The sequence below is a fragment of the Pseudomonas sp. NFACC02 genome, assembly GCF_900110765.1.
Classification (GTDB): domain Bacteria; phylum Pseudomonadota; class Gammaproteobacteria; order Pseudomonadales; family Pseudomonadaceae; genus Aquipseudomonas.
Genome location: NZ_FOEO01000042.1, coordinates 16,601 through 38,461, shown reverse-complemented (window position 1 = coordinate 38,461; position 21,861 = coordinate 16,601). Strand labels below are relative to the sequence as shown.

Here is a 21,861-nt window from a genome sequence, read left to right as displayed (position 1 = left end):
CCGTCTGGTGCCCGGTTTATAAGGGGTTGGTTCATAAATCGGACGCTTGAGGAGTGTCCTTGTGCCAGCGTCGATACGGCCAGGGTGACACTTTGTATCGAATGTGGGACGTTCCCGCCGGGCTGCGCCTTTGGGAGCATTGCAATGACCGAGGGCGAAGAGGATGCTGGGCACAACTCCCCAGGCAGAACCTAGGAAGAACAATAAAAATGCACAGCAGCCCCTTCTCTCGACATGCCCAGCAGGTCCTGACCGTTGCCCAGGGCAACGCTCATCATCAATACGGTCCCGGTGCCGATCCGTCCATTGCCCGTTCGTGGTTGCGTTGTCTGGAGGACTATCACCTCGACCCTGCACAGGCCATGGCGCCCACTGTGCTTGAGCACGCACGGGTGCTGGAAAGCCGCGAGCGTCTGCAACAAGTGCTGACGATCGCCGGTGGCGAGATGAACAACCTGCATCAGCAGTTATCGGCCGGTCATGCCGTGCTGCTGACCGATGCGCGTGGCGTCATCCTCAATTGCGTGACGGAGCCGGGCGAGCGCAGGATTTTCGAGCGTGCCGGATTGTGGCTGGGCGCTGACTGGAGCGAAGCGCGCGAGGGGACCAATGGCATTGGCACCTGTGTGGTCGAGCGGCAGCCGGTGACGATTCATCGCGACGAGCACTTTCGCGGTCGGCACACCGGGCTGACCTGCTCGGCGAGCCCGGTGTTCGATCCGCATGGCGATCTGCTTGCGGTGCTGGACGTTTCCTCGGCTCGGCATGACGTGTCCCGGCAAAGCCAGTTTCACACCATGGCGCTGGTGAATCTGTCGGCGAAGATGATCGAAAGCAGTTATTTCCTTCGTCACTGCGACGATCAGTGGCTGCTGCGCTTCCATTTGCAGGCGGGGGCGGTCGGGCTGTTCAGCGAAGGCTTGCTGGCGTTCGATGGCGAGGGACGCATCAGTGCGCTGAATCAGAGTGCGCTGAATCTCCTCGGTCTGGTGCGCGCGGAGCTCGTCGGGCAGTCCGTGGCGTCGTTGTTTGATTGCTCGCTGGATGAACTGATGGCGCGCGCGTCTCCCGATGCGACGACCCGCTGGCCACTGCGGATGCGAGACGGGCGCGGATTTTTTGCGCTTCTGCGTGGACAGTCACGGCCCGGACCGAAAGCGCTTTCGATCCCCCTTGCGCGCGAACCGGCCTCGCAGGCGGCGCTGAGCGGGATCTGTCTTGGCGATCCGTCGCTGCAAACCGATTTTCGTCGGGCGCTCAAAGTCTTTGAGCGCGATGTGCCGCTGTTGATCAATGGCGAAACCGGTTCGGGTAAAGAGGCCTTCGCCAAGGCGGTGCACCAGGCCAGCCAGCGGGCCGGCAAGCCTTTTGTCGCGCTGAACTGTGCGGCGATTCCGGAAAGCCTCATTGAAAGCGAGCTGTTCGGTTATCGCGGCGGCAGTTTTACCGGCGCCCGCAAGGAAGGGATGCGCGGCAAGCTGCAGCAGGCCGATGGCGGCACGTTGTTTCTCGACGAAATCGGCGACATGCCGGTGGCGTTGCAGACGCGCTTGCTGCGGGTGCTGGAGGACCGGCTGGTGGTGCCGATCGGCGGCGAACCGCAATCGGTGGACGTCCGAATCATCAGCGCCACGCACCGGAATTTACTGAGTCGCGTCGAAGACGGCAGCTTCCGCGAGGACCTGTACTATCGACTCACCGGCCTGGAAATCGCTCTCCCGCCGTTGCGTGAACGCAGTGACAAGTCTCAGTTGCTGGATTTCCTGCTGGAGGAAGAGGCGGGGGGCCATGCTGTGGTGATTGAGCCCGCAGCGCGGGATTCACTGCTTGCGTTCAATTGGCCGGGTAACGTGCGGCAGATGCGCAATGTGTTGAGGACCCTGGCGGCGCTGTGCGAGGACGATCAGATTTGTGTAGCCGATTTGCCGGTGTTGATTCGTCAGGGCGTTGTGCAAAAACGCGCTGAGGTCGAACCCGGTGAGTCGCCACTGGACGATGCCGAGCGCGCTGCATTGATAGCGACCCTGGAGGCTCAAAGGTGGCACATGACCCACGCGGCGCAGGAGCTTGGGGTCAGTCGCAATACCTTGTATAGAAAGCTGCGCAAGCATGGGATTTCCCGATAAGCGCTGCGTACGCAGTCTGAATTGTGGGAGCCGGCTTGCTGGCGAATGCAGTGGGTCAGCACCATCAGCAGTGGCTGACGCTCCGCATTCGTCCGAGTGCGGCCCAGACCCTCGTAACCTCGGACGGCTCCTACAGGATCCGGGTTAACGCAAGCATCTGTGTCTATACCGCAGACCACAGTAGAAAGCCATTGCACCGATTGAACTGTGCGAATCGACCCTCTCTAAGCTAACCTGCGCGAAGGTTTAAAGAGGTTGGTCATGCACATTCATATTCTGGGTATTTGCGGCACGTTCATGGGGTCGCTGGCGGTTCTCGCCAAGGATTTGGGCCATACAGTCACCGGCTCCGATGCCAACGTCTACCCGCCGATGAGCACGCAGCTCGAAGCGCAGGGCATCACGCTGATGCAGGGTTACGACCCTGCACACCTGGAGCCTGCTCCGGATCTGGTCGTGGTCGGCAACGCCATGTCGCGCGGGAATCCGGCGGTTGAATACGTGCTCAACAAAGGCCTTCCGTATGTGTCCGGGCCTCAATGGCTGGCCGATCACGTGCTGCGCGGTCGCTGGGTATTGGCGGTTGCCGGCACCCATGGCAAGACCACCACCAGCAGCATGCTGGCCTGGGTGCTGGAGCACGCAGGCATGTCGCCCGGTTTCCTGATCGGTGGCGTTCCTCAGAATTTCGCGGTGTCCGCCCGCCTGGGGGACACGCCGTTCTTCGTGGTTGAAGCCGACGAGTACGACAGTGCGTTCTTCGACAAACGCTCGAAGTTCGTTCACTACGGCCCACGCACCGCGATCCTCAACAACCTTGAGTTCGATCACGCCGACATCTTCCCTGATCTGTCCGCCATCGAACGTCAGTTCCATCACCTGGTGCGCACCATTCCCAGCGAAGGTCTGGTGATTCATCCGACCACCGAGCCTGCGCTGGAGCGTGTGATCCAGATGGGGTGCTGGACGCCGGTACAGACCACCGGGCAGGGCGGTCAATGGCAAGCGAAGCTGCTGAGCGGAGACGGTTCGAAGTTTGAAGTCCTCTTCGAAGGCGTCGCCCAAGGCATGGTGAACTGGGGCATGACCGGTCAACACAACGTCGCCAATGCCCTCGCCACGCTGGCAGCGGCTCGGCACGTCGGCGTCGTCCCGCAACAAGGCGTCGAAGCGTTGAGTGCGTTCAAAAGCGTGAAGCGGCGCATGGAGAAAGTCGCTGAAGTGCGCGGCATCACCATTTATGACGACTTCGCTCACCACCCGACCGCCATCGCCACCACGCTGGATGGCTTGCGCAAGAAGGTTGGCGACTCGCCGATCATTGCCATCGTCGAGCCACGCTCCAACTCCATGAAGCTGGGCGCGCACCGGGACGGACTGCCCGAAAGCGTCGATCAGGCCGATCAGGTGGTCTGGTATGCGCCCGCCAATCTGGGTTGGGATCTGGGCGCAACCGCTGCTCAGTGCAAGGTGCCGGCGGTGGTCTGCGACTCGCTGGAAGGCATCATCGAGCGCGTGAAAAGTCAGGCCCAGCCCGGCACTCACGTGGTGATCATGAGCAATGGCGGCTTCGGCGGACTGCACGGCAAACTGGCTGAGGCGCTGAAATGAGCGGCCCGGAGCGCATTACGCTGGCGATGACGGGCGCGTCTGGCGCGCAATACGGCCTACGCCTGCTCGACTGCCTGGTGCGTGAAGATCGCGAAGTGCATTTCCTGATCTCCAAGGCAGCGCAGTTGGTCATGGCCACCGAGACAGACGTGACCTTGCCGCCCAAACCTCAGATGATGCAGGCGTTCCTGACGGAATACACGGGCGCTGCCGCCGGGCAGATTCGGGTGTACGGAAAAGAAGACTGGATGTCCCCGGTGGCGTCTGGTTCGGGTTCGCCGAGCGCCATGGTCGTCGTGCCGTGTTCGACCGGCACCTTGTCCGCCATTGCCACGGGCGCCTGCAACAACCTCATCGAACGCGCGGCCGACGTGACCCTCAAGGAGCGCCGTCAACTGATTCTGGTGCCGCGCGAAGCGCCGTTTTCCAGCATCCACCTGGAAAACATGCTCAAGCTGTCGAATCTGGGCGCGGTCATTCTTCCGGCCTCGCCAGGTTTCTATCACCAGCCGCAGACCATCGATGACCTGGTCGACTTCGTCGTCGCACGGGTTCTGAATCTGCTCAACATTCCTCAGGACATGCTGCCGCGTTGGGGCGAGCATCATTTTGGCGCCGATGAATAAGAAACTGTTTGTCCTCACCCTGGGCCTTCTGCTCGCCACCGGTTGTTCAACGGTGCGTACGCTGGATGCCAATCAGCCGGGCGCCCCTGTGGTGTATTCAGGCACGCGGCTGGATCTGTATGCGATTCGCGGAGGTTGCTGCGAGAAGGACCGGTTCGGTGCCGAGGCGCCGAAATACCCGATGCTGGACCTGCCGGGCAGCGCATTGCTGGACACGCTGTTGCTGCCGCTGTCGATTCTGACCGCGCTGGGCGTAGGGTTTCAGGCGACGGGTGGGTTGTAGGTCGGTAAATGACCTGCTGATAAATGACCTGCTGATAAACACCTGTGGGAGCGAGCTTGCTCGCGAATGGTCAATAGAACCGACACATTCGCATCGGTTGAAAGATCATTCGCGAGCAAGCTCACGCCCACAGGTAAGCGTCAGCTTTGATCCTGGGCTTATTTCCCCAGCCGTCTCAGTTCATCCGACTCTACCACCCGAACCCCGTCCTGCTCTTCCAGCGCCAGTCGCCAGAGTGCGCGGGCGAGTTGGCAGGCCTCAATGCCGCCGTATTTGCCGGGAATCAACCGGGAGATCGGCGCCGCCAGTTGCTCGACCAGTCGCTGGTCTTCGCGCTCGCCAATCAACAGGGAAGGGCGGGCGATGGTCAGTTGGGGCCAGTTCTGATCCTTCAGTGCTTCTTCCATTTCGCCTTTGACACGGCTGTAGAAAATGCTGGATTCAGGGTCGGCGTTTACCGCGCTGATGACCAGCAAGTGACGCGCACCCATCTCGCGAGCGCGCTTGCCAAACGCCACGACCATGTCCATGTCGACGGCGCGGAACGCATCTTGAGAGCCTGCCTGCTTGATCGTGCTGCCCAGGCAACAAAACGCGATATCGACCCGACCGCTCAGTTCGGCGAGCAGGGAGGTGAAGTCGCCTACGGGATTTTCCAGATGAGGATGTTCGGCCAGCGGCCGACGGCTGGGCGCCAGCACCCGGCTGACGGTGGGCTCATTGAGCAGACGATCGAGCAAGTGTTCGCCCGTCAGTCCAGTCGCTCCGGCAAGCAGGATGTGTTGCGGCGTCAAGTACATGGTCGTTCTCCCTTGATACGCACAAGCATAGGCGCTCTATCGGAACAGACTCTTTGCGGATAACGCTGGTTTCACAAAACTCACGAATTTTTCATGTTGCCGCGGTTTCGGCTGCCTGATGCGGAGAATCAGTGGCTGGCTGCCGCCTTCATGCCTTTCCCGACCGAAACGGTGTTCAACGCACGTTCTGCCTGACTTTTGCGCAGTTGCTGCCAGCGTGCGAGTACGCCTTTGGGCGCCCAGATCTGCGGCTCGGAGGCTTCGAAGTTTTCCTCAATCTCGCGCTGCGCCACGATGGCTTTGGCGTCGTTGAAGGCTTGCATCAGGTCATCGGTTTCCACCAGTGCCTTGCCGAATAGCGCGTCGCCAAAATACGTGAAGTCAGCCTCTTCCGAGCAACCGAACGACACACGATCTTCACGCGACGCGGTGATGACCAGGGTTCTGTCGTCTTTGATGGCCGGGATGAATCCGCCCGAATAACAGGCCGAGATCACCACCACCTTGTCTCGATTCTTCAACGGCGCGAGCACGCTCGCCATCTCGTTGGCGGGCAAGTCCGAGAGTTCGAGGCGCGGCTGGTCCAGCACCAGTTCGTGCTCCTGGGTGCCGTGACTGGTGAGGTAAATGAAGATCAGGTCTTCCGGCCCGCTGCGCTGGGCGAGGGTTTGCACCGCGCGGCTGATGTTTTCGCGTGTCGCCAGCGGGCGGTCGGTCATGTGGTCGCGATGGTTGACCAGGGTAATCTGGCCGTACGCGCCGAAGCGGCTCGACAGCAGCGAGTTGACGTAATCTGCTTCGCGCAGGAAGACACTTTGCTTGCCGTCGCCGCCGACCACCAGACTGTACAGCTCAGTCGCAGGTGTGGACGCCGGTACGGCGGCAAGGGCCTTTTCGAGTAACGGGCCCTGTGCAAGCAAACCGACTTCCAGCGGATCAGGCAGCAGTTTGCCCAGCGCATCGCGCACGCGTTGGCCGTTGGACCATGTGCCGCTTAGCACACGTCCGTCTGCCGAGGTCAGCACGCCGGCGCCGTTGTAGTTATCGTTGTCGAACTGACCGACGTAGAGGCTGCCGTCGGGCAATTTCAACCGCCCTTCGCCTGCAAAGCGCCAGTTACGGAATTGCCCTTGATAGTTGGTGCCGTCTGAACCGATCAGTTCGCCCTTACCGGTAAACGCGCCGTCCTTGAACTGGCCGGACCAGACATCGCCATCAGCGTTTTCATAGCGACCGCGACCGCTCAACTGATTGTTGTGGAAGCCGCCGACATATTGATCGCCGTCGGCGCTGGTGAAATTGCCGGTGCCCTCCAACTGGCCGTCGACGAATCTGCCACTGAATTGATTGCCCGAAGCATCGCTGCGCTGGCCTTCGCCGTTAGGTTTGCCGTGGGAGAACTGGCCTTGGTATTGACTGCCGTCTTCGAGTTCCAGGTGGCCGAGGCCGTCGTAAAGGTCGGCCTTGAATTCGCCGCGGTAACTCATGCCGTGCTCTTTGAGCGTGCCTTCGCCGTCGCGCCGCCCCAGTTTGTAGCCGCCGACGTAACTGCCGCTGCTGGTCGTCAGCGTGCCCTGACCATCGAACAAACCGTCCCGAAAGCCGCCTTTATAGACGTCGCCATTGCTCGCATGCCACTCGCCCTGACCGTTCCACTGACCTCGGGCGAACTCCCCGGCATACCAGCTGCCGTTGGGGTAGTCGATGCGACCCTTGCCCTGAAGCACGCCATTGACGACATCGCCACGGTAGCGGCCACCGTCGGGCAAGCGTGCGTCGGGCGGCAATAGCGATTCGCCGTCACCGCACGCGGTAATCAGAAGGGTAAGGGCCAGAGGAGCAAGCGCGCGCATGGTAAATCCCGAAAATGAGGTGTTTCGGCGTGATCGGATCGCGGACTTGTTTCGAGTCGCTCACACAGCCGCAGCGAGTATGCCGCAGCCGGGAAGCGCGGTGAAACAGTCTGTTACGACTGTTTCACGTTTTAGGAGGTTTACACGAAGGCGAGGGAGAGTGGTTCAGCGATGAACGCGGGTTTCTCCTGGCCTTCGATTTCAAGCGTTGCGGTGGCTTTGAGCAACCACTGGCCGGGCTTTTTCTCGGTCACTTCCGTGAGCGCAACTTTTAGACGAACGCGCGAATCGACTTTCACCGGTTGAATGAAGCGCACGCTGTCCAGGCCATAGTTGACCACCATCTTCAGACCTTCAGGCAGCACCAGCAGCGATTCCATGAGTTTGGGAATCAGCGAGAGCGAAAGAAAACCGTGGGCGATGGTCGAGCCAAACGGCGTTTGCGCCGCTTTGACCGGGTCGACGTGGATGAACTGGAAGTCGCCGGTGGCTTCGGCAAACAGATTGATCCGTTCCTGGTCGATGGTCAGCCATTCGGAACTTCCCAGTTCCTTGCCTTCATAACGTTTGAGCTCTGCAACGGGTACGTAGGGCATCGATACTCTCCTTAGTGAATTGTTTTCGGCGTGCGGTTTTGTTTTTTCAGGGATCTGCGGCTATAGGCTTCTTTATTGCTGCGCTCGACTGCGGTTGATTAGCTCATGTAGGAGCGCGCTTGCCCGCGATTGTGGCGTGTCTGTGAAGCATCCGTCGAATGACACTCCGTCATTCGCGGGCAAGCGCGCTCCTACACGTTGTTGCTGTACGCGAAGAAGATCAGCACGCCACAGGGCTGTGGTCAAGAATCTGAAGGGTTGCGAATACCGACCCATAGCTCACAAGACGGCGTGCGTATAATGGCGCCGCGAATTGGCTGGAGTTTTCTATGTTGTTAAGAGGCCTGACATGGCTGGTGCTGTTCCAGTTGGTGGGGACGGCACTGAATCATTTATTCCTGTCGATCCTGCCAGGCCCGATCATCGGGCTGGTGCTGTTGATGATCTACCTGATGATTCGCGGAGAGGTGACCGAGCCTGTCAGCCTGGCCGCCAGCAGTTTGTTGCGGTATTTGCCGTTGTTGCTGGTGCCGCCTGCGGTGGGCGTCATGGTCTATGCCGGGCAGATCGCTGACGATTTCTGGGCGATCGTCGGATCGCTGGTGTTGTCCCTGATGATCTCGCTCACCTTTGCCGGATGGTTGATGCAGAAGCTCATCGACCGTCAGGTCCGCCGTCGGGAGCCATCATGAGTCTGGATTGGCAAGGCGCATGGTTGTCCGTGATCCATCACCCTTTATTCGGCATCGCCATCACGCTGGGCGCCTACCAAATGGTGCTGGCCGGTTATGAAAAGACCCGCTGGGTCTTTCTGCAGCCGGTGCTGGTCTCGATGCTGGTGGTAATCGGCGTGCTGGTCACCTGCGGGCTGAGTTACGTCGAGTACCGCAAAAGCACCGAGATCCTCAGCATTCTGCTGGGGCCTGCGACCGTCGCGCTGGCGGTGCCGCTTTATCTGAATCTGCGGCGTATCCGGCAGTTGTTCTGGCCGGTCTTGACTACGCTGGTGATTGGCGGTGTGTTTGCGACGGCATTGTGCGTGGGGCTGGGTTACGTGCTCGGCGCCGATCATATGATCCTGATGACCATGGCGCCCAAGTCCGTGACCTCGCCCATCGCCATGCTGGTGGCGGAGCAGATTGGCGGAGTGGCGGCGCTGGCTGCGGTGTTCGTGTTGATCACAGGCGTCATCGGCGGCATATTCGGCCCCGGCTTGCTGACCCTGGCGGGCGTGCAAAGCCCGGAGGCCCGGGGCATGGCGCTGGGGCTGACCGCCCACGCGGTGGGGACGTCGGCGGCTTTGCAGGAAGGTGAGGAGTGCGGTGCCTTTGCGGCGCTGGCCATGAGTCTGATGGGTGTCGCCACGGCGTTGTTCCTGCCGTTGGCGGTGTCTCTGGTTGCTTGAGGGTGTGTCTATGTCGTTGCCGTTGTTTCCGCTGAACGCTGTGCTGTTTCCGGGGTGCGTACTCGATCTGCAGATTTTCGAGGCGCGGTACCTGGACATGATTGGCCGCTGCATGAAACAGGGTGAAGGCTTTGGCGTGGTCTGCATCACTGAGGGTAGTGAGGTGGGTGACGTGCCTGAAGGCTTTTCGCAGATCGGGTGTGAAGCGCTGGTGACCGACTTCCAGCAGCAGGACAACGGTCTGCTGGGCATTCGTGTGGTGGGCGGTCGACGGTTTCGAGTGGTCGAAGCCCAGACCCAGCGCGACAACCTGTTGCTGGCCGAGGTGGAGTGGCTGGAGGAACCGGACGAAAGACCGCTGCAGGAAGAGGACGAGGACCTGGTCGCGTTGTTGGCCGCGCTCGCTGAACACCCCATGGTGGCCGCGCTGAATATGGGCCTGACGGCCAGTGGCCAACAGTCGCTGTCCAACCAGCTCGCTTACCTGCTGCCGTTTGCCGAGGAAGACAAGATCGAACTGCTGGAAATCGACGACGCCGAAGAACGCCTCGACGCTATCCAGGATTTGCTGGATGAGATGCAGGGCGATATGCAGGCGTGACCGTGGTCAACTGAACGGTAGGATCGCACTTGCCCGCGATGGCGATACATCCCTGGCATCGATGTCGACTGACACGGCCTCATCGCGGGCAAGCGCGCTCCTACAATGCGTACCGCGCCTTAATACTCATACCGAATCAAGCCATGCGCCATCGAATGGAAGGCAAACCCTCCCAGCAGCGCGACCATGGCCGGTAGCAGCAACCACCACACCCGCAATGGCAAGGGTGGCAATACTTCTTTGTTCTGCACGAAGGCCAGACTCGCCGCACAGGTGAAGAACGCCAGCAGCATGCCTGCCAGTACGTCCGTCGGCCAGTGAACACCCAGGTACACCCGCGATACGCAGATCGATGCGGCAGGTATCGCGCCGAGCAGCAGCCAGGTCAGGCGCAACCGGGCAGGTTGCCCTCGGCCCGCGAGGACGGCCAGCGTCATGAACAGGGCGAACGACGCCGAGGCGTGTCCGCTCGGCATGCTGAAGGTCGCGAGCGGCTCCGCCAGCACCTCCGGCCGCGCCCTGGCGAACGTGTGCTTCATGCTCTGATTGATGATCGCCGCGCCCAGCGTCGTGGCGCAGGCGAAGATCGCATGCCGCCATTGGCGAGTGGCGACCAGAATGATCAGAAGCAGGGCGGCTGCGCAGAACTGTGTCCGGAAGTCGCCAAGACCAGTGACCAGGATCACGAAGTTCTGGGCGGCGGCGCTGCGGTGTTCTTGCACCAGCGTCATCACGCCCTGATCGAGGTGGGACAGATAGGGCCAGCCCAGAAACACGGCAATCAGCATGATCAGGCTGGTCAGCGCGATCAGCTTGGTGGCGTTGCGCCTGGCCCGCACGCTGCTCTGAATCGCCACGCCGAGCAGGATCGCCAGCCCCGCCCCCACAACGGCGGCCTCTGGCCAGAACCCGTCAGGCAACGGCAGGCGGATGGCCGCACCGGCTGCCCAGCCCGGCAGAATGTAGGCGACAGACCATCCGGCCGCCGCGATCAGGCTGACCCCGGCGAAGCGCACGAACGGCATGTCGAACATCCCGGCCACCATCGGCAGCATCGGGCGCAGTGGGCCGATGAAGCGCCCGACCAGCAGACTGGCAATGCCATACCGCTGGAAGTAGGTTTCAGCGCCTGCGATCCATTCCGGGTGATGGCGCAAACCCGGCAGGCGGCGAATGTTCTGATGGAAGCGCCGCCCCAGAAAGTAGGAAACGACGTCACCCAGCAGGCCGCCCAGAAAACCCAGCAGCAGCGCCTCACTCAACGGCAGGATGCCGCTGCCGGCCAGCGCGGCAATGGCGAACAACGCCACAGTGCCCGGCACCACGATGCCGGCGATGGCCAGGCATTCGAGGCACGAAACCAGAAAAATCGCAGCGCCCAGCCACGACGGGTTGATGGTCAGCCACGCGGTGATGCTGTCCAGCCATGAGCCCATGGGTCAGTGTCCTTGCTCGATAATGAAGTAATCGCGGCCTTCGACTTGCCCGCGCCGCAACGGGTTCCGCGTACAGAAACGCGCATATTCGGCATCAACGAAGCGGTACATCAGGTGCTCGTCGCGTCCGGAGGGAATGCCCAGGCGCGCGGCTTGAATGATTCGCGCAGGTCGTGGCCCGGCGTCTTCGACGAAGATCTGCTGATGATCGAAGCGCTTGGCGTCCCACATCGGCACTTTCAGGCCAAGGGCTTTGCACAACAGCGTCTGGCCGGCGCACAGCCGCTCGGGTGGGCGGAGATTGCCGCTGGCGTCGGGGTTGTTGAGTTGCATCTGCGCCAGACTGTTTTCGTCCGAGAACGCATCGACCCATGGATAAGCCGATTTGATCAGCACGGCGTTGCCCGGACCCTGCGCGCTGAAGTTCAGCGAGTCGCCGCCTCTTGCGTAATACATATAGATGTGGCCGCCTTCCAGAAACAAAGCCTTACGCTTTTCTGTATAGCCGAGCGAGGCGTGGCTGCCTTTTTCTTCAAGGTAATAAGCTTCGGTTTCGATGATTCTGGCGGACAGCCATAGCTCACCGACCTTGTGCCGGATGACTTTCCCCAGCAAATCGCGGGCAAGTGTCTGGGCGTCACGGTTGAAGAAGCTGTCGGGCAGGGCGTGGGCAGACGGGTCGGGCATGGCTTGGCGTGAGGTATCGGTATATCGGACCGCGATGATAGCAACGCCGAGCTTAATTGCACCTGAATGGCGTATCTGGGGCGGTTCAACGTGCGCGTGATCATTTCCACGCTCTGCGTGGTAATGCCGAACGTGACGCTCCGCGTCCATCATCGGCGGACGCGGAGCGTCCAAGGCTGCATTACCCACGCAGAGCGTGGGAACGATCAGGGTTGAAAGCCTGGGCTCCGGGGTTTTACCGAACAAAAACGGCTTATATCGACCATCCGCCTGTCGCCGCTGTCGTTCAGCCCGCCCGACAGCTATAATCGGCCGCTTTCTTCTCTGCCAAGACCTCTGAGACCATGACTGAGTCCGTTCTTGACTATATGACCCGTCTGGGTCGCGCCGCCCGCGAAGCTTCGCGCGTGATCGGCCGTGCCAGTACGGCGCAGAAAAACCGCGCGCTGGCCGCCACGGCTGCAGCGCTGGATGCTGCCCGTGACGAACTGACCGCCGCCAACGAGCAGGATCTGGCTGCTGGCCGCGCGAATGGTCTGGAACCTGCCTTGCTTGAACGCCTCGCCCTGACCCCGGCTCGTATCGACAGCATGATCGCCGGTCTGCGTCAGGTCGCCAGCCTTCCTGATCCGGTGGGCACGATCCGCGACATGAATTTCCAGCCTTCGGGCATTCAGGTTGGCAAGATGCGCGTGCCGCTGGGCGTGGTCGGTATCATCTACGAGTCGCGTCCGAACGTGACCATCGATGCCGCCAGCCTGTGCCTGAAGTCCGGCAACGCCACCATCCTGCGGGGCGGCTCCGAGGCGATTCACTCAAATCGCGCCATCGCCACCTGCATTCAGCGCGGTCTGGCCGAAGCCGACCTGCCGGCTGCCGTGGTGCAAGTGGTCGAAACCACCGACCGCGCCGCCGTTGGCGCGCTGATCACCATGCCTGAATACGTGGACGTCATCGTCCCGCGCGGCGGCAAAGGGCTGATCGAGCGCGTCAGCCGTGAGGCCAAGGTGCCGGTCATCAAGCACCTCGACGGGATCTGCCACGTCTACGTCAGCGCGCATGCCGACCTGACGTCTGCGCAGCGCATCTGTTTCAACGCCAAGACCTATCGCTACGGCATCTGCGGCGCTATGGAAACGCTGCTGGTGGATCAGGCGATTGCCGCTGACTTCCTGCCGCAGATGGCCGCCCAGTTCCGCGAAAAAGGGGTCGAGCTGCGTGGTTGTGAGCGTACCCGCGAGCTGATCGACGCGATCCCGGCGACCGAAGAGGACTGGCACACCGAGTATCTGGCGCCGATTCTGTCGATTCGCGTGGTGACCGGGCTGGATCAGGCCATCGAGCACATCAATCATTACGGCTCGCACCACAGCGACGCCATCCTCTCCGATTCTCAGTCTCAGACGCGCCGCTTCATGGCGGAAGTCGACTCCAGTTCGGTGATGATCAACGCGCCCACCTGCTTCGCCGACGGTTTCGAGTACGGCCTGGGTGCCGAGATCGGGATTTCCACGGACAAGATTCACGCCCGTGGGCCGGTCGGTCTGGAAGGCCTGACCTGCGAGAAGTACATCGTCGTCGGTGACGGTCGCCAGTTGCGCGGGCAGGGGCCTGTCTGACTTGGCCGAGATTCGGCAGCACGCAGGCAACCTTGCGAAAGCTGTGATCGAGCCTGCCGGGGGAGAACCTTCCATTGCACGCAAGCCGAAGCGTATCGGCATGCTGGGTGGGACGTTCGATCCGGTCCATATCGGCCATTTGCGCGGCGCGCTGGAAGTCGCCGCGCTGCTTGAACTCGATGAGTTGCGTCTGACGCCCAGCGCCCGACCGCCTCATCGCGATACGCCCAGTGTTTCGGCACAGGACCGTCTGGCGATGGTTCAGTGCGCGGTCCAGGGCGTGTCACCTTTGACGGTGGATGACCGCGAGCTGTTGCGGGACAAGCCGTCGTACACCATCGACACGCTGGAATCGATGCGCGCTGAACTGGCCGTCGATGACCAGCTGTTTTTGCTGTTGGGATGGGACGCCTTTTGCGGGCTGCCCTCCTGGCACCGGTGGGAAGAGTTGCTGGAGCACTGCCATATCGTGGTGCTGCAACGCCCGGACGCCGACAGTGAGTCGCCGGACGCCATGCGTAACTTGCTGGCGGCGCGGGCGGTCAGCGATCCGAAGGCCCTCAAGGGGCCCGGCGGACACATTACATTCGTCTGGCAGACGCCGCTTTCGGTGTCTGCCACCCAGATCCGCCAACTGCTGGCCAGCGGGAAGTCGGTACGTTTTCTGGTGCCAGACGCGGTACTGGCCTATATCGATACGCACGGGCTGTACCGTGCGTCGAACTGAAGGTGTGTTTCAACGCTGCCGAGAGCGCGAAGAAATACCCAAACATACGAGCTGAATGAGTTTTATATGACGAACAAAGATGCAGTGATTGAAAACCCGATGATCAAAGTGATCACCGATGCCCTGGAAGACGTGAAGGCGCAGGACATCCAGGTGCTGGACGTGCGCGACAAGCAGAGCATCACTGACTACATGATCATCGCGACCGGTACTTCCAACCGCCAGATCAACGCGATGCTCGACAAGGTTCGCGAAGAGGTCAAAAAGCAAGGTCTCAAGCCGTTGGGCGAAGAAGGCAAGGGCGACAGCGACTGGGTGCTGCTGGACCTGGACATCGCGATCGTGCACATGATGACCGCCTCGGCACGCCAGTTCTACGACCTGGAGCGTCTGTGGGCCGGTGCCGAGCAAAGCCGTTCGGCCAGTGCTGCACACCACAGCCCGGAAGTCGCGCATGAGCACTTCACCAAGCTGAACAAAGAGCAACAATAAGGGCTCATCGTGCGTCTGCGTCTGATTGCTGTCGGTTCACGCATGCCCAAATGGGTGGAAGAGGGTTGGCACGAATATGCCAAGCGTCTGCCATCCGAACTGGCGCTGGAACTGGTAGAGATTCCGCTCAACACCCGTGGCAAAAACGCCGACGTGGCACGCCTGATCCGTCAGGAGGGTGAGGCCATGCTGGCGAAAGTGCAGCCGGGCGAACGGATCGTCACCCTCGAAGTGCACGGCAAGCCGTGGAGCACGGAGCAGTTGTCGGTCGAGCTTGACCGCTGGCGGCTGGATTCGCGTACGGTCAACCTGATGGTCGGTGGCCCGGAAGGGCTGGCGCCGGAAGTCTGTGCCCGTGCCGAGCAGCGTTGGTCTTTGTCGCCGCTGACATTGCCGCACCCGCTGGTGCGCATTCTCATCGGTGAGCAGATTTATCGTGCCTGGACGGTGTTGTCCGGTCACCCTTATCACAAGTAGCGCTGCTGCCTTCACTGTGAACACGCCCTAAATGTCTCAGCCGATTCGCCTGAAAGACCACGAAAAGGACGCACGTCTGGTGCGCAGCCGAGTCGTGGTCGGTGCCGTGGCCGTCATCGTGCTGATTTGCGTGTTGGTGGCGCGCCTGTATTTTCTGCAGGTGATCCAGTACGACTATCACTCGACCCTGTCGGAAAACAATCGGGTGCACGTGCAACCGATCCCGCCGAGTCGTGGGCTGATCTTTGACCGCAATGGCGTGGTGATCGCGGACAACCGGCCCAGCTTCAACCTGAGCATGACTCGCGAGCGCGCGGGCGGTGAGTGGGCCAAGGTCCTTGATACGATCGTCGAAGTGCTGGAGCTGACACCGGATGACCGGATCATCTTCGAAAAACGCATGAAACAAGGGCGCCGTCCCTTCGAGCCGGTGCCGATCCTGTTCGAGCTGACCGAGGAGCAGATCGCCCGGATCGCGGTCAATCAGTTCCGCCTGCCGGGCGTGGAAGTGGTCGCGCAGTTGATTCGACACTACCCGCAAGGCGCGCATTTCGCGCACTCGGTGGGGTACATGGGGCGCATCAACGAGAAGGAGCTGAAAAGTCTCGATCCGGTGAACTACAGCGGCACCCATCACATGGGCAAGACCGGGATCGAGCGGTTCTATGAGCCCGAACTGCACGGTCAGGTGGGCTACGAGGAAGTCGAGACCAATGCGCGCGGCCGGGTATTGCGGGTCCTGAAACGAACCGATCCGGTGCCGGGCAAGGACATTGTGCTGAGCCTCGATATTCAGTTGCAGGAAGCCGCGGAAACCGCCCTGGCCGGACGTCGTGGCGCCGTGGTGGCGCTGGACCCGAACACCGGCGAAGTGCTGGCGATGGTCAGCCAGCCAAGCTTCGACCCGAACCTGTTTGTCACGGGCATCAGCTTCAAGGCTTACTCGGAATTGCGCGACTCGGTGGATCGTCCGCTGTTCAACCGTATCCTGCGGGGGCTGTACCCGCCGGGTTCGACCATCAAGCCTGCCGTGGCCATCGCCGGCCTCGACACGGGCGTGGTGACGGCCAGTACTCGAGTATTCGACCCCGGCTACTACATGCTGCCCAACTACGATCACAAATACCGTAACTGGAACCGCACCGGTGACGGCTGGGTCGATCTGGACACGGCGATCATGCGGTCCAACGACACCTATTTCTATGACCTGGCGCACAAGGTCGGCATCGACAGGCTGTCGACCTACCTGAACAAGTTCGGCATCGGGCAAAAGGTCTCACTGGACATGTTCGAAGAGTCGCCCGGTCTGATGCCGTCCCGTGACTGGAAGCGCGTCACTCGGCGTCAGGCGTGGTTCCCGGGCGAAACATTGATCCTCGGTATCGGCCAGGGCTACATGCAGGCCACGCCACTGCAACTGGCTCAGGCTACAGCGCTGGTGGCGAACAAGGGCAAATGGAACCGTCCGCATCTGGCCAGGACCATCGAAGGCCAGAAACCGGTGGATGAAAACCCGATGCCCGATATCGTCCTGCGCGACCCGTCGGACTGGGCCAAGGTCAACCACGGCATGCAACAGGTGATGCACGGGGCCCGTGGTACCGCGCGTAAAGCGGCCATCGGCGCGCAATACCGCATCGCGGGCAAGAGCGGTACGGCGCAGGTCGTCGCAATCCGTCAGGGTGAGAAGTACGACCGCTCCAAGGTGCAGGAGCGCCACCGCGACCACGCGTTGTTCGTTGGCTTTGCGCCGGCCGACAACCCGAAAATCGTGGTGGCGGTCATGATTGAAAACGGTGAATCGGGCTCCGGCGCCGCTGCACCTGTCGTGCGTCAGGTCATGGATGCCTGGCTTCTGGACCCTCAGGGTCATCTGAAACCCGAATACGCCAGCAATACACTGCCTCCGGAGACCGCGGCCCGTGAAGAGTAATTTCGACCGCATCCTCTCCAGCGAAGATGTGATGCGCCGTCGCGCCACCTTCCTGCAGAAAATCCACGTCGACGGCCCTTTGCTGATCCTGCTGCTGACACTGGCGGCGGGCAGCCTGTTCGTGCTGTATTCCGCCAGCGGCAAGAGCTGGGATCTGCTGATCAAGCAGGCCACCTCGTTCGGCATCGGGCTGGTATCGATGTTTGTGATCGCGCAGCTGGAGCCGCGCTTCATGGCCCGCTGGGTGCCGATCGCCTACGTCTTCGGCGTGCTGTTGCTGGTGGCGGTGGACGTCATGGGCCACAACGCCATGGGCGCGACGCGCTGGATCAACATTCCCGGCGTGATCCGTTTCCAGCCGTCGGAATTCATGAAGATCATCATGCCGGCGACCATCGCCTGGTACCTGTCCAAGCGCACTCTGCCTCCGCATCTGAAGCATGTGGCTGTCAGCCTCGGATTGATCGGGCTGCCGTTCATTTTGATCGTGCGTCAGCCGGACCTTGGCACCTCGTTGCTGATTCTGGCGTCCGGGACCTTCGTATTGTTCATGGCGGGCCTGCGCTGGCGCTGGATCATCAGCGTGATCGCGGCGGCGGTGCCGGTTGCGGTGGCGATGTGGTTCTTCTTCATGCACGACTATCAGAAGCAGCGCATCCTGACGTTCCTCGACCCCGAGAGCGATCCGCTGGGCACCGGCTGGAACATCATTCAGTCCAAGGCCGCGATCGGCTCAGGCGGGGTCTTTGGCAAGGGCTGGTTGCTGGGCACCCAGTCTCACCTGGATTTCCTCCCGGAAAGCCACACCGACTTCATCATTGCCGTGCTGGGCGAGGAGTTCGGTCTGGTGGGTATCTGTGCCCTGTTGCTGATCTACCTGCTGCTGATCGGTCGCGGTCTGGTCATCACGGCTCAGGCGCAGACGCTCTACGGCAAGCTGCTCGCGGGCAGTCTGACCATGACATTTTTTGTGTATGTTTTCGTCAACATCGGTATGGTCAGCGGCTTGCTGCCGGTGGTGGGCGTGCCGTTGCCCTTCATTAGTTATGGCGGAACTTCGCTGGTGACGCTGCTGTCAGCGTTTGGGGTTTTGATGTCGATCCATACTCATCGCAAGTGGATCGCTCAGGTTTGATTAAAGTGGATAACCGCTCAGGTTTTAAGGTCAGGAACTCAATGCAAGTAGTGCGTGGCTGGGCTGCTCGATATGTGCCGCTGGTCGGTCTGATGGGCATCCTCGGTTCAGTGCAGGAGTCGCTTGCGGGTGACTATGAGGGCTCTCCTCAGGTCGCCCAGTTCGTCAGTGACATGACCCGGGATTATGGATTCGCAGGCGAGCAATTGATCGAAGTGTTTCGTAATGTTGAGCGCAAACAGTCGATTCTCGACGCGATTTCCCGGCCGGCCGAGCGGGTCAAAGCATGGAAAGATTACCGTCCGATGTTCCTGACCGACGCGCGCATCGCGCGGGGCGTAGACTTCTGGCGACAGCACGAGGCAACGTTGGCGCGTGCCGAGCAAGAGTATGGCGTGCCCGCCCAGGTGATCGTCGCGATCATCGGCGTAGAAACCTTTTTTGGGCGTAATACCGGAAATTACCGGGTAATCGACGCTTTATCGACGCTGAGTTTCGACTATCCTCCCCGTGCCGAATTCTTCCGCAAGGAGCTGCGTGAGTTCCTGCTGCTGTCTCGCGAGGAGCAGGTTGACCCGCTGACCGTTAAAGGTTCGTACGCGGGCGCGATGGGGTTGCCCCAGTTCATGCCGAGCAGTTTTCGCGCGTATGCGGTGGATTTCGACGGCGATGGTCACATCAATATCTGGAACGATCCGGATGATGCCATTGGCAGTGTCGCCAGCTACTTCAAGCGTCATGGCTGGGTCGCCGGTGAGCCGGTGGTCAGCCGGGCCAGTGTGAGCGGTGATCGGGTCGATGAGGGATTGAGCCCGGGAATCGAGCCAGTGAAGACCGTTGGGGAGTTGCGAGCCTTGGGGTGGGCGAGTCATGATGCGCTGCGCGATGATATGCCAGTCACGGCGTTTCGCCTCGAAGGCGACAATGGCCCTGAATACTGGATGGGTCTGAAGAATTTTTACGCTATCACGCGTTACAACCGCAGCGTGATGTACGCCATGGCCGTGCATCAGCTGTCTGAAATGCTAGTTCAAGCTCGGGGCGTCAAGTAATGCGGTCATTGCCGATGCAACAACCATTGAAGTTGATGGCCTTCGCGGCGCTGGCATTGCTGGTCGTCAGTTGCTCCACCAGTCGACCGACCGTCCAGAAGGGCAACATCATCCGCGCGCAACCAGGACTGGACATCAACCGTGCCCACAAAGACGGTGCGCCGTGGTGGGACGTTGACGTTTCGCGTATTCCCGATGCCGTGCCGACCCTGCATACCGGCCCGTACAAGGCCAACCCGTACACCGTACTGGGCAAGACCTATTTCCCGCTCAGCGACTCCAGTCATTACATCGCGACCGGGACTGCTTCCTGGTACGGCACCAAATTCCACGGTCAGAACACGGCCAACGGTGAAGTGTATGACCTGTATGGCATGAGCGCCGCGCACAAAACGCTGCCGCTGCCCAGTTACGTGCGCGTCACCAACCTGGACAATAACCGCTCGGTGATCCTGCGGGTCAACGATCGCGGGCCGTTCTATTCGGATCGCATCATCGACCTGTCCTACGCGGCGGCGAAAAAGCTGGGTTATGCCGAAATCGGCACCGCTCGGGTCAAGGTCGAAGGCATCGACCCTGCGCAATATTGGGCGCAGCGCGGCAAGCCTGCGCCGTTGATGCTCGATCAGCCTCAGGTTGCGAGCAATCCTGCGCCACGACAGGCGCCACCGGTCGCAGCGCCAGTGATCACCGCATCGGCGGGCACCATCGAACAGTGGACACCGCCACCGGCTCAGCACGCCGCGCCGGTGTCGCCGGTCCCGATCGACGCAAAAAAAAACGCTTCCGGACAAGCGTCTGGGCTGTTTCTCCAGGTGGGAGCCTTCGCCAACCCGGACGCTGCGGAACTCCTGAGGTCGAAACTGAGCGGGATGGTTCGAGCCCCGGTTTTCGTGAGTTCGATAGCGCGCAATCAACAGACGCTCTACCGCGTACGGATGGGGCCGGTCGACACGCCGGGTGAAGCCCAGCAACTGCAAAACAGCGTAAGGTCGGCCAACCTTGGCTCGCCAAGCGTGGTTACATCGGATCAGTGACGTCAGACCAGTGATTCGCTCCTGGTAACGGGGTCGAATCGAGGCTGCCTGGCAAGCGACTTGCCGCCAGAGCATGCGTTGTCAGCAGCTTTTCACGGGTTCATCTGTAGAATGTGAGCCCGTTTGCCGGGGTAGCCCGGCACCACCGCTTTGCCCGCAAGGGCATGTTTGCCCATTAGCATTTTCGAGAGACGGATGAACATCACCACCTTTGCAAAACGCCTTTGCCTGTTAATCCCGCTATTCACCGCACCTGTCGCGTTCGCAGCAGAACAGATGACGCCGTCGGCACCTCAACTGGCTGCCAAGGCTTACGTGTTGATGGATGCCAACAGTGGCAACGTTCTGGTCGAAAACAACGGTGATCAGCGTCTGCCGCCCGCCAGTCTGACCAAGCTGATGACCGCGTACATCGCTACGCTGGAAATCCGCCGTGGCCAGATCGGTGAGAACGACCCGGTCACCGTCAGCGAGAACGCCTGGCGTACCGGCGGCTCGCGGATGTTCATCAAGGTGGGCAGTCAGGTTACGGTCAGCGACCTGCTGCACGGCATTATCATCCAGTCCGGTAACGACGCCAGCGTTGCACTGTCCGAGCACATTGCCGGCAGCGAAGACGCGTTCGCCGACATGATGAACAAGACGGCGGCTGACCTGGGGATGGTCAACAGCCACTTCATGAACCCTACCGGCCTGCCGAACCCTGATCACTATGCCACCGCCCATGACATGGCGATTCTGGCGCGTGCGATCATCCACGAAGACCCTGCTCACTACGCGATCTACTCGCAAAAGGAGTTTCTCTGGAACGGCATCAAACAGCCAAACCGCAACCTGCTGCTGTGGCGTGACAAGACCGTCGACGGTCTGAAAACCGGTCACACCGAAGAAGCCGGCTATTGCATGGTGTCCTCGGCCGTTCGTGACGGCATGCGTCTGATTGCCGTGGTGTTCGGCACCAACAGCGAGCAGGCTCGTGCAGCGGAGACCCAGAAGCTGCTGACGTATGGTTTCCGTTTCTTCGAAACCCAGACCTTCTATCAGAAGGGCACCGAACTGGCTCAGGCGCCTGTCTGGAAAGGCACCGAGCGTCAGGTCAAGGCCGGTCTGGCGGATGATCTGTCCATGACCATGCCGAAGGGCGAGATGAAGAAGCTGACGGCCAGCATGACCATCAACCCGAAACTGGTTGCGCCCATCGCCAAGGGCGACGTCATCGGTCAGGTTGAAGTGAAGCTGGACGACAAAGTCGTTCGCACCGCTAATCTCATCGCCATGGACGGAGTCGAAGAAGGTGGTATCTTCCGCCGCCTGTGGGACAGCATTCGCATGTTCTTCTACAGTCTGTTCAACTGATCGCGATTG

The 21,861-nt window shown here is 60.9% G+C and carries 20 protein-coding genes and 1 pseudogene; 16 read left to right on the top strand and 5 right to left on the bottom strand.

Going from position 1 to position 21,861, the window contains the following annotated elements; translation table 11 throughout:
* The first annotated feature begins 209 nt into the window (after window positions 1-209).
* The 4 genes from BMY73_RS23280 to BMY73_RS23265 all read left to right on the top strand — a co-directional run bounded on the left by BMY73_RS23280 (window position 210) and on the right by BMY73_RS23265 (window position 4,646).
* Window positions 210-2,126, top strand: a complete 1,917-nt coding sequence (locus tag BMY73_RS23280; protein WP_092410063.1) for a sigma-54-dependent Fis family transcriptional regulator — start codon at window positions 210-212, stop codon at window positions 2,124-2,126.
* Between the two features lie 261 nt (window positions 2,127-2,387).
* Window positions 2,388-3,737 carry a UDP-N-acetylmuramate:L-alanyl-gamma-D-glutamyl-meso-diaminopimelate ligase gene (gene mpl, locus BMY73_RS23275; RefSeq protein ID WP_092410061.1) on the top strand — a complete coding sequence of 450 codons (1,350 nt, stop codon included), beginning with the start codon at window positions 2,388-2,390 and terminating at the stop codon, window positions 3,735-3,737.
* Window positions 3,734-4,363, top strand: a complete 630-nt coding sequence (ubiX, locus tag BMY73_RS23270; protein ID WP_062384839.1) for a flavin prenyltransferase UbiX — start codon at window positions 3,734-3,736, stop codon at window positions 4,361-4,363. Before mpl ends, ubiX begins: the two co-directional genes overlap by 4 nt.
* Window positions 4,356-4,646 carry a YceK/YidQ family lipoprotein gene (locus BMY73_RS23265; protein ID WP_062384963.1) on the top strand — a complete coding sequence of 97 codons (291 nt, stop codon included), beginning with the start codon at window positions 4,356-4,358 and terminating at the stop codon, window positions 4,644-4,646. Before ubiX ends, BMY73_RS23265 begins: the two co-directional genes overlap by 8 nt.
* A gap of 158 nt (window positions 4,647-4,804) precedes the next feature.
* On the opposite strand, the gene BMY73_RS23260 is transcribed toward BMY73_RS23265, so the two are convergent.
* The 3 genes from BMY73_RS23260 to BMY73_RS23250 form a co-directional block, all read right to left on the bottom strand.
* Entirely contained in the window at window positions 4,805-5,446 is a 642-nt protein-coding gene (locus tag BMY73_RS23260) for an oxidoreductase (RefSeq protein ID WP_062384842.1), read from the bottom strand.
* 128 nt (window positions 5,447-5,574) lie between these two features.
* On the bottom strand, window positions 5,575-7,299 hold the full coding sequence (locus BMY73_RS23255; RefSeq protein ID WP_092410059.1) for a C13 family peptidase: 1,725 nt from the start codon (window positions 7,297-7,299) through the stop codon (window positions 5,575-5,577).
* Between the two features lie 140 nt (window positions 7,300-7,439).
* A complete protein-coding gene (locus tag BMY73_RS23250; protein WP_062384846.1) occupies window positions 7,440-7,895 on the bottom strand; it encodes a MaoC family dehydratase in 456 nt (151 codons plus the stop codon).
* A gap of 329 nt (window positions 7,896-8,224) precedes the next feature.
* Here BMY73_RS23250 and BMY73_RS23245 point away from each other — a divergent pair, with 329 nt between their 5' ends.
* The 3 genes from BMY73_RS23245 to BMY73_RS23235 are packed head-to-tail and all read left to right on the top strand — an operon-like array spanning window position 8,225 to window position 9,901.
* Window positions 8,225-8,587, top strand: a complete 363-nt coding sequence (locus BMY73_RS23245) for a CidA/LrgA family protein (RefSeq protein ID WP_062384849.1) — start codon at window positions 8,225-8,227, stop codon at window positions 8,585-8,587.
* Window positions 8,584-9,300: an LrgB family protein gene (locus BMY73_RS23240; RefSeq protein WP_062384852.1), complete on the top strand. Its 717-nt coding sequence runs from the start codon at window positions 8,584-8,586 to the stop codon at window positions 9,298-9,300. The genes BMY73_RS23245 and BMY73_RS23240 overlap by 4 nt, the downstream gene beginning before the upstream one ends.
* 10 nt (window positions 9,301-9,310) lie before the next feature.
* Entirely contained in the window at window positions 9,311-9,901 is a 591-nt protein-coding gene (locus BMY73_RS23235; protein WP_062384855.1) for an LON peptidase substrate-binding domain-containing protein, read from the top strand.
* 119 nt (window positions 9,902-10,020) lie between these two features.
* On the opposite strand, the gene BMY73_RS23230 is transcribed toward BMY73_RS23235, so the two are convergent.
* Both BMY73_RS23230 and BMY73_RS23225 read right to left on the bottom strand, forming a co-directional pair.
* Entirely contained in the window at window positions 10,021-11,337 is a 1,317-nt protein-coding gene (locus BMY73_RS23230) for a bifunctional DedA family/phosphatase PAP2 family protein (RefSeq protein ID WP_092410057.1), read from the bottom strand.
* A 3-nt stretch (window positions 11,338-11,340) separates the two neighbouring features.
* Window positions 11,341-12,024 (bottom strand): DNA-3-methyladenine glycosylase, encoded by a 684-nt coding sequence (locus BMY73_RS23225; RefSeq protein WP_092410055.1) that lies wholly within the window; start codon window positions 12,022-12,024, stop codon window positions 11,341-11,343.
* A 344-nt stretch (window positions 12,025-12,368) separates the two neighbouring features.
* On the opposite strand from BMY73_RS23225, the gene BMY73_RS23220 reads away from it, so the two are divergent.
* From BMY73_RS23220 to BMY73_RS23180, 9 genes and pseudogenes are all read left to right on the top strand, one after another.
* Window positions 12,369-13,643 carry a glutamate-5-semialdehyde dehydrogenase gene (locus tag BMY73_RS23220; RefSeq protein WP_092410053.1) on the top strand — a complete coding sequence of 425 codons (1,275 nt, stop codon included), beginning with the start codon at window positions 12,369-12,371 and terminating at the stop codon, window positions 13,641-13,643.
* A 73-nt stretch (window positions 13,644-13,716) separates the two neighbouring features.
* Window positions 13,717-14,370, top strand: a complete 654-nt coding sequence (gene nadD / locus BMY73_RS23215) for a nicotinate-nucleotide adenylyltransferase (protein WP_092410079.1) — start codon at window positions 13,717-13,719, stop codon at window positions 14,368-14,370.
* Window positions 14,371-14,484: 114 nt separating this feature from the next.
* A pseudogene (rsfS, locus tag BMY73_RS23210) lies at window positions 14,485-14,862 on the top strand (ribosome silencing factor); the annotation flags it as partial.
* 9 nt (window positions 14,863-14,871) lie between these two features.
* Window positions 14,872-15,339 (top strand): 23S rRNA (pseudouridine(1915)-N(3))-methyltransferase RlmH, encoded by a 468-nt coding sequence (gene rlmH, locus BMY73_RS23205; protein WP_062384870.1) that lies wholly within the window; start codon window positions 14,872-14,874, stop codon window positions 15,337-15,339.
* A gap of 31 nt (window positions 15,340-15,370) precedes the next feature.
* Window positions 15,371-17,272, top strand: coding sequence for a penicillin-binding protein 2 (mrdA, locus tag BMY73_RS23200; RefSeq protein WP_062384874.1), 1,902 nt, complete (start codon window positions 15,371-15,373; stop codon window positions 17,270-17,272).
* 31 nt (window positions 17,273-17,303) lie between these two features.
* Complete coding sequence (gene rodA, locus BMY73_RS23195) at window positions 17,304-18,407, top strand: rod shape-determining protein RodA (protein ID WP_167362106.1); 1,104 nt, start codon at window positions 17,304-17,306, stop codon at window positions 18,405-18,407.
* A gap of 41 nt (window positions 18,408-18,448) precedes the next feature.
* The gene (mltB, locus tag BMY73_RS23190; protein WP_092410051.1) at window positions 18,449-19,459 is read left to right on the top strand and encodes a lytic murein transglycosylase B; all 1,011 of its coding nucleotides are present in this window, start codon (window positions 18,449-18,451) and stop codon (window positions 19,457-19,459) included.
* Complete coding sequence (locus BMY73_RS23185) at window positions 19,459-20,496, top strand: septal ring lytic transglycosylase RlpA family protein (RefSeq protein ID WP_092410049.1); 1,038 nt, start codon at window positions 19,459-19,461, stop codon at window positions 20,494-20,496. Before mltB ends, BMY73_RS23185 begins: the two co-directional genes overlap by 1 nt.
* A gap of 195 nt (window positions 20,497-20,691) precedes the next feature.
* On the top strand, window positions 20,692-21,852 hold the full coding sequence (locus BMY73_RS23180) for a D-alanyl-D-alanine carboxypeptidase family protein (RefSeq protein ID WP_062384882.1): 1,161 nt from the start codon (window positions 20,692-20,694) through the stop codon (window positions 21,850-21,852).
* Window positions 21,853-21,861: the final 9 nt, after the last annotated feature.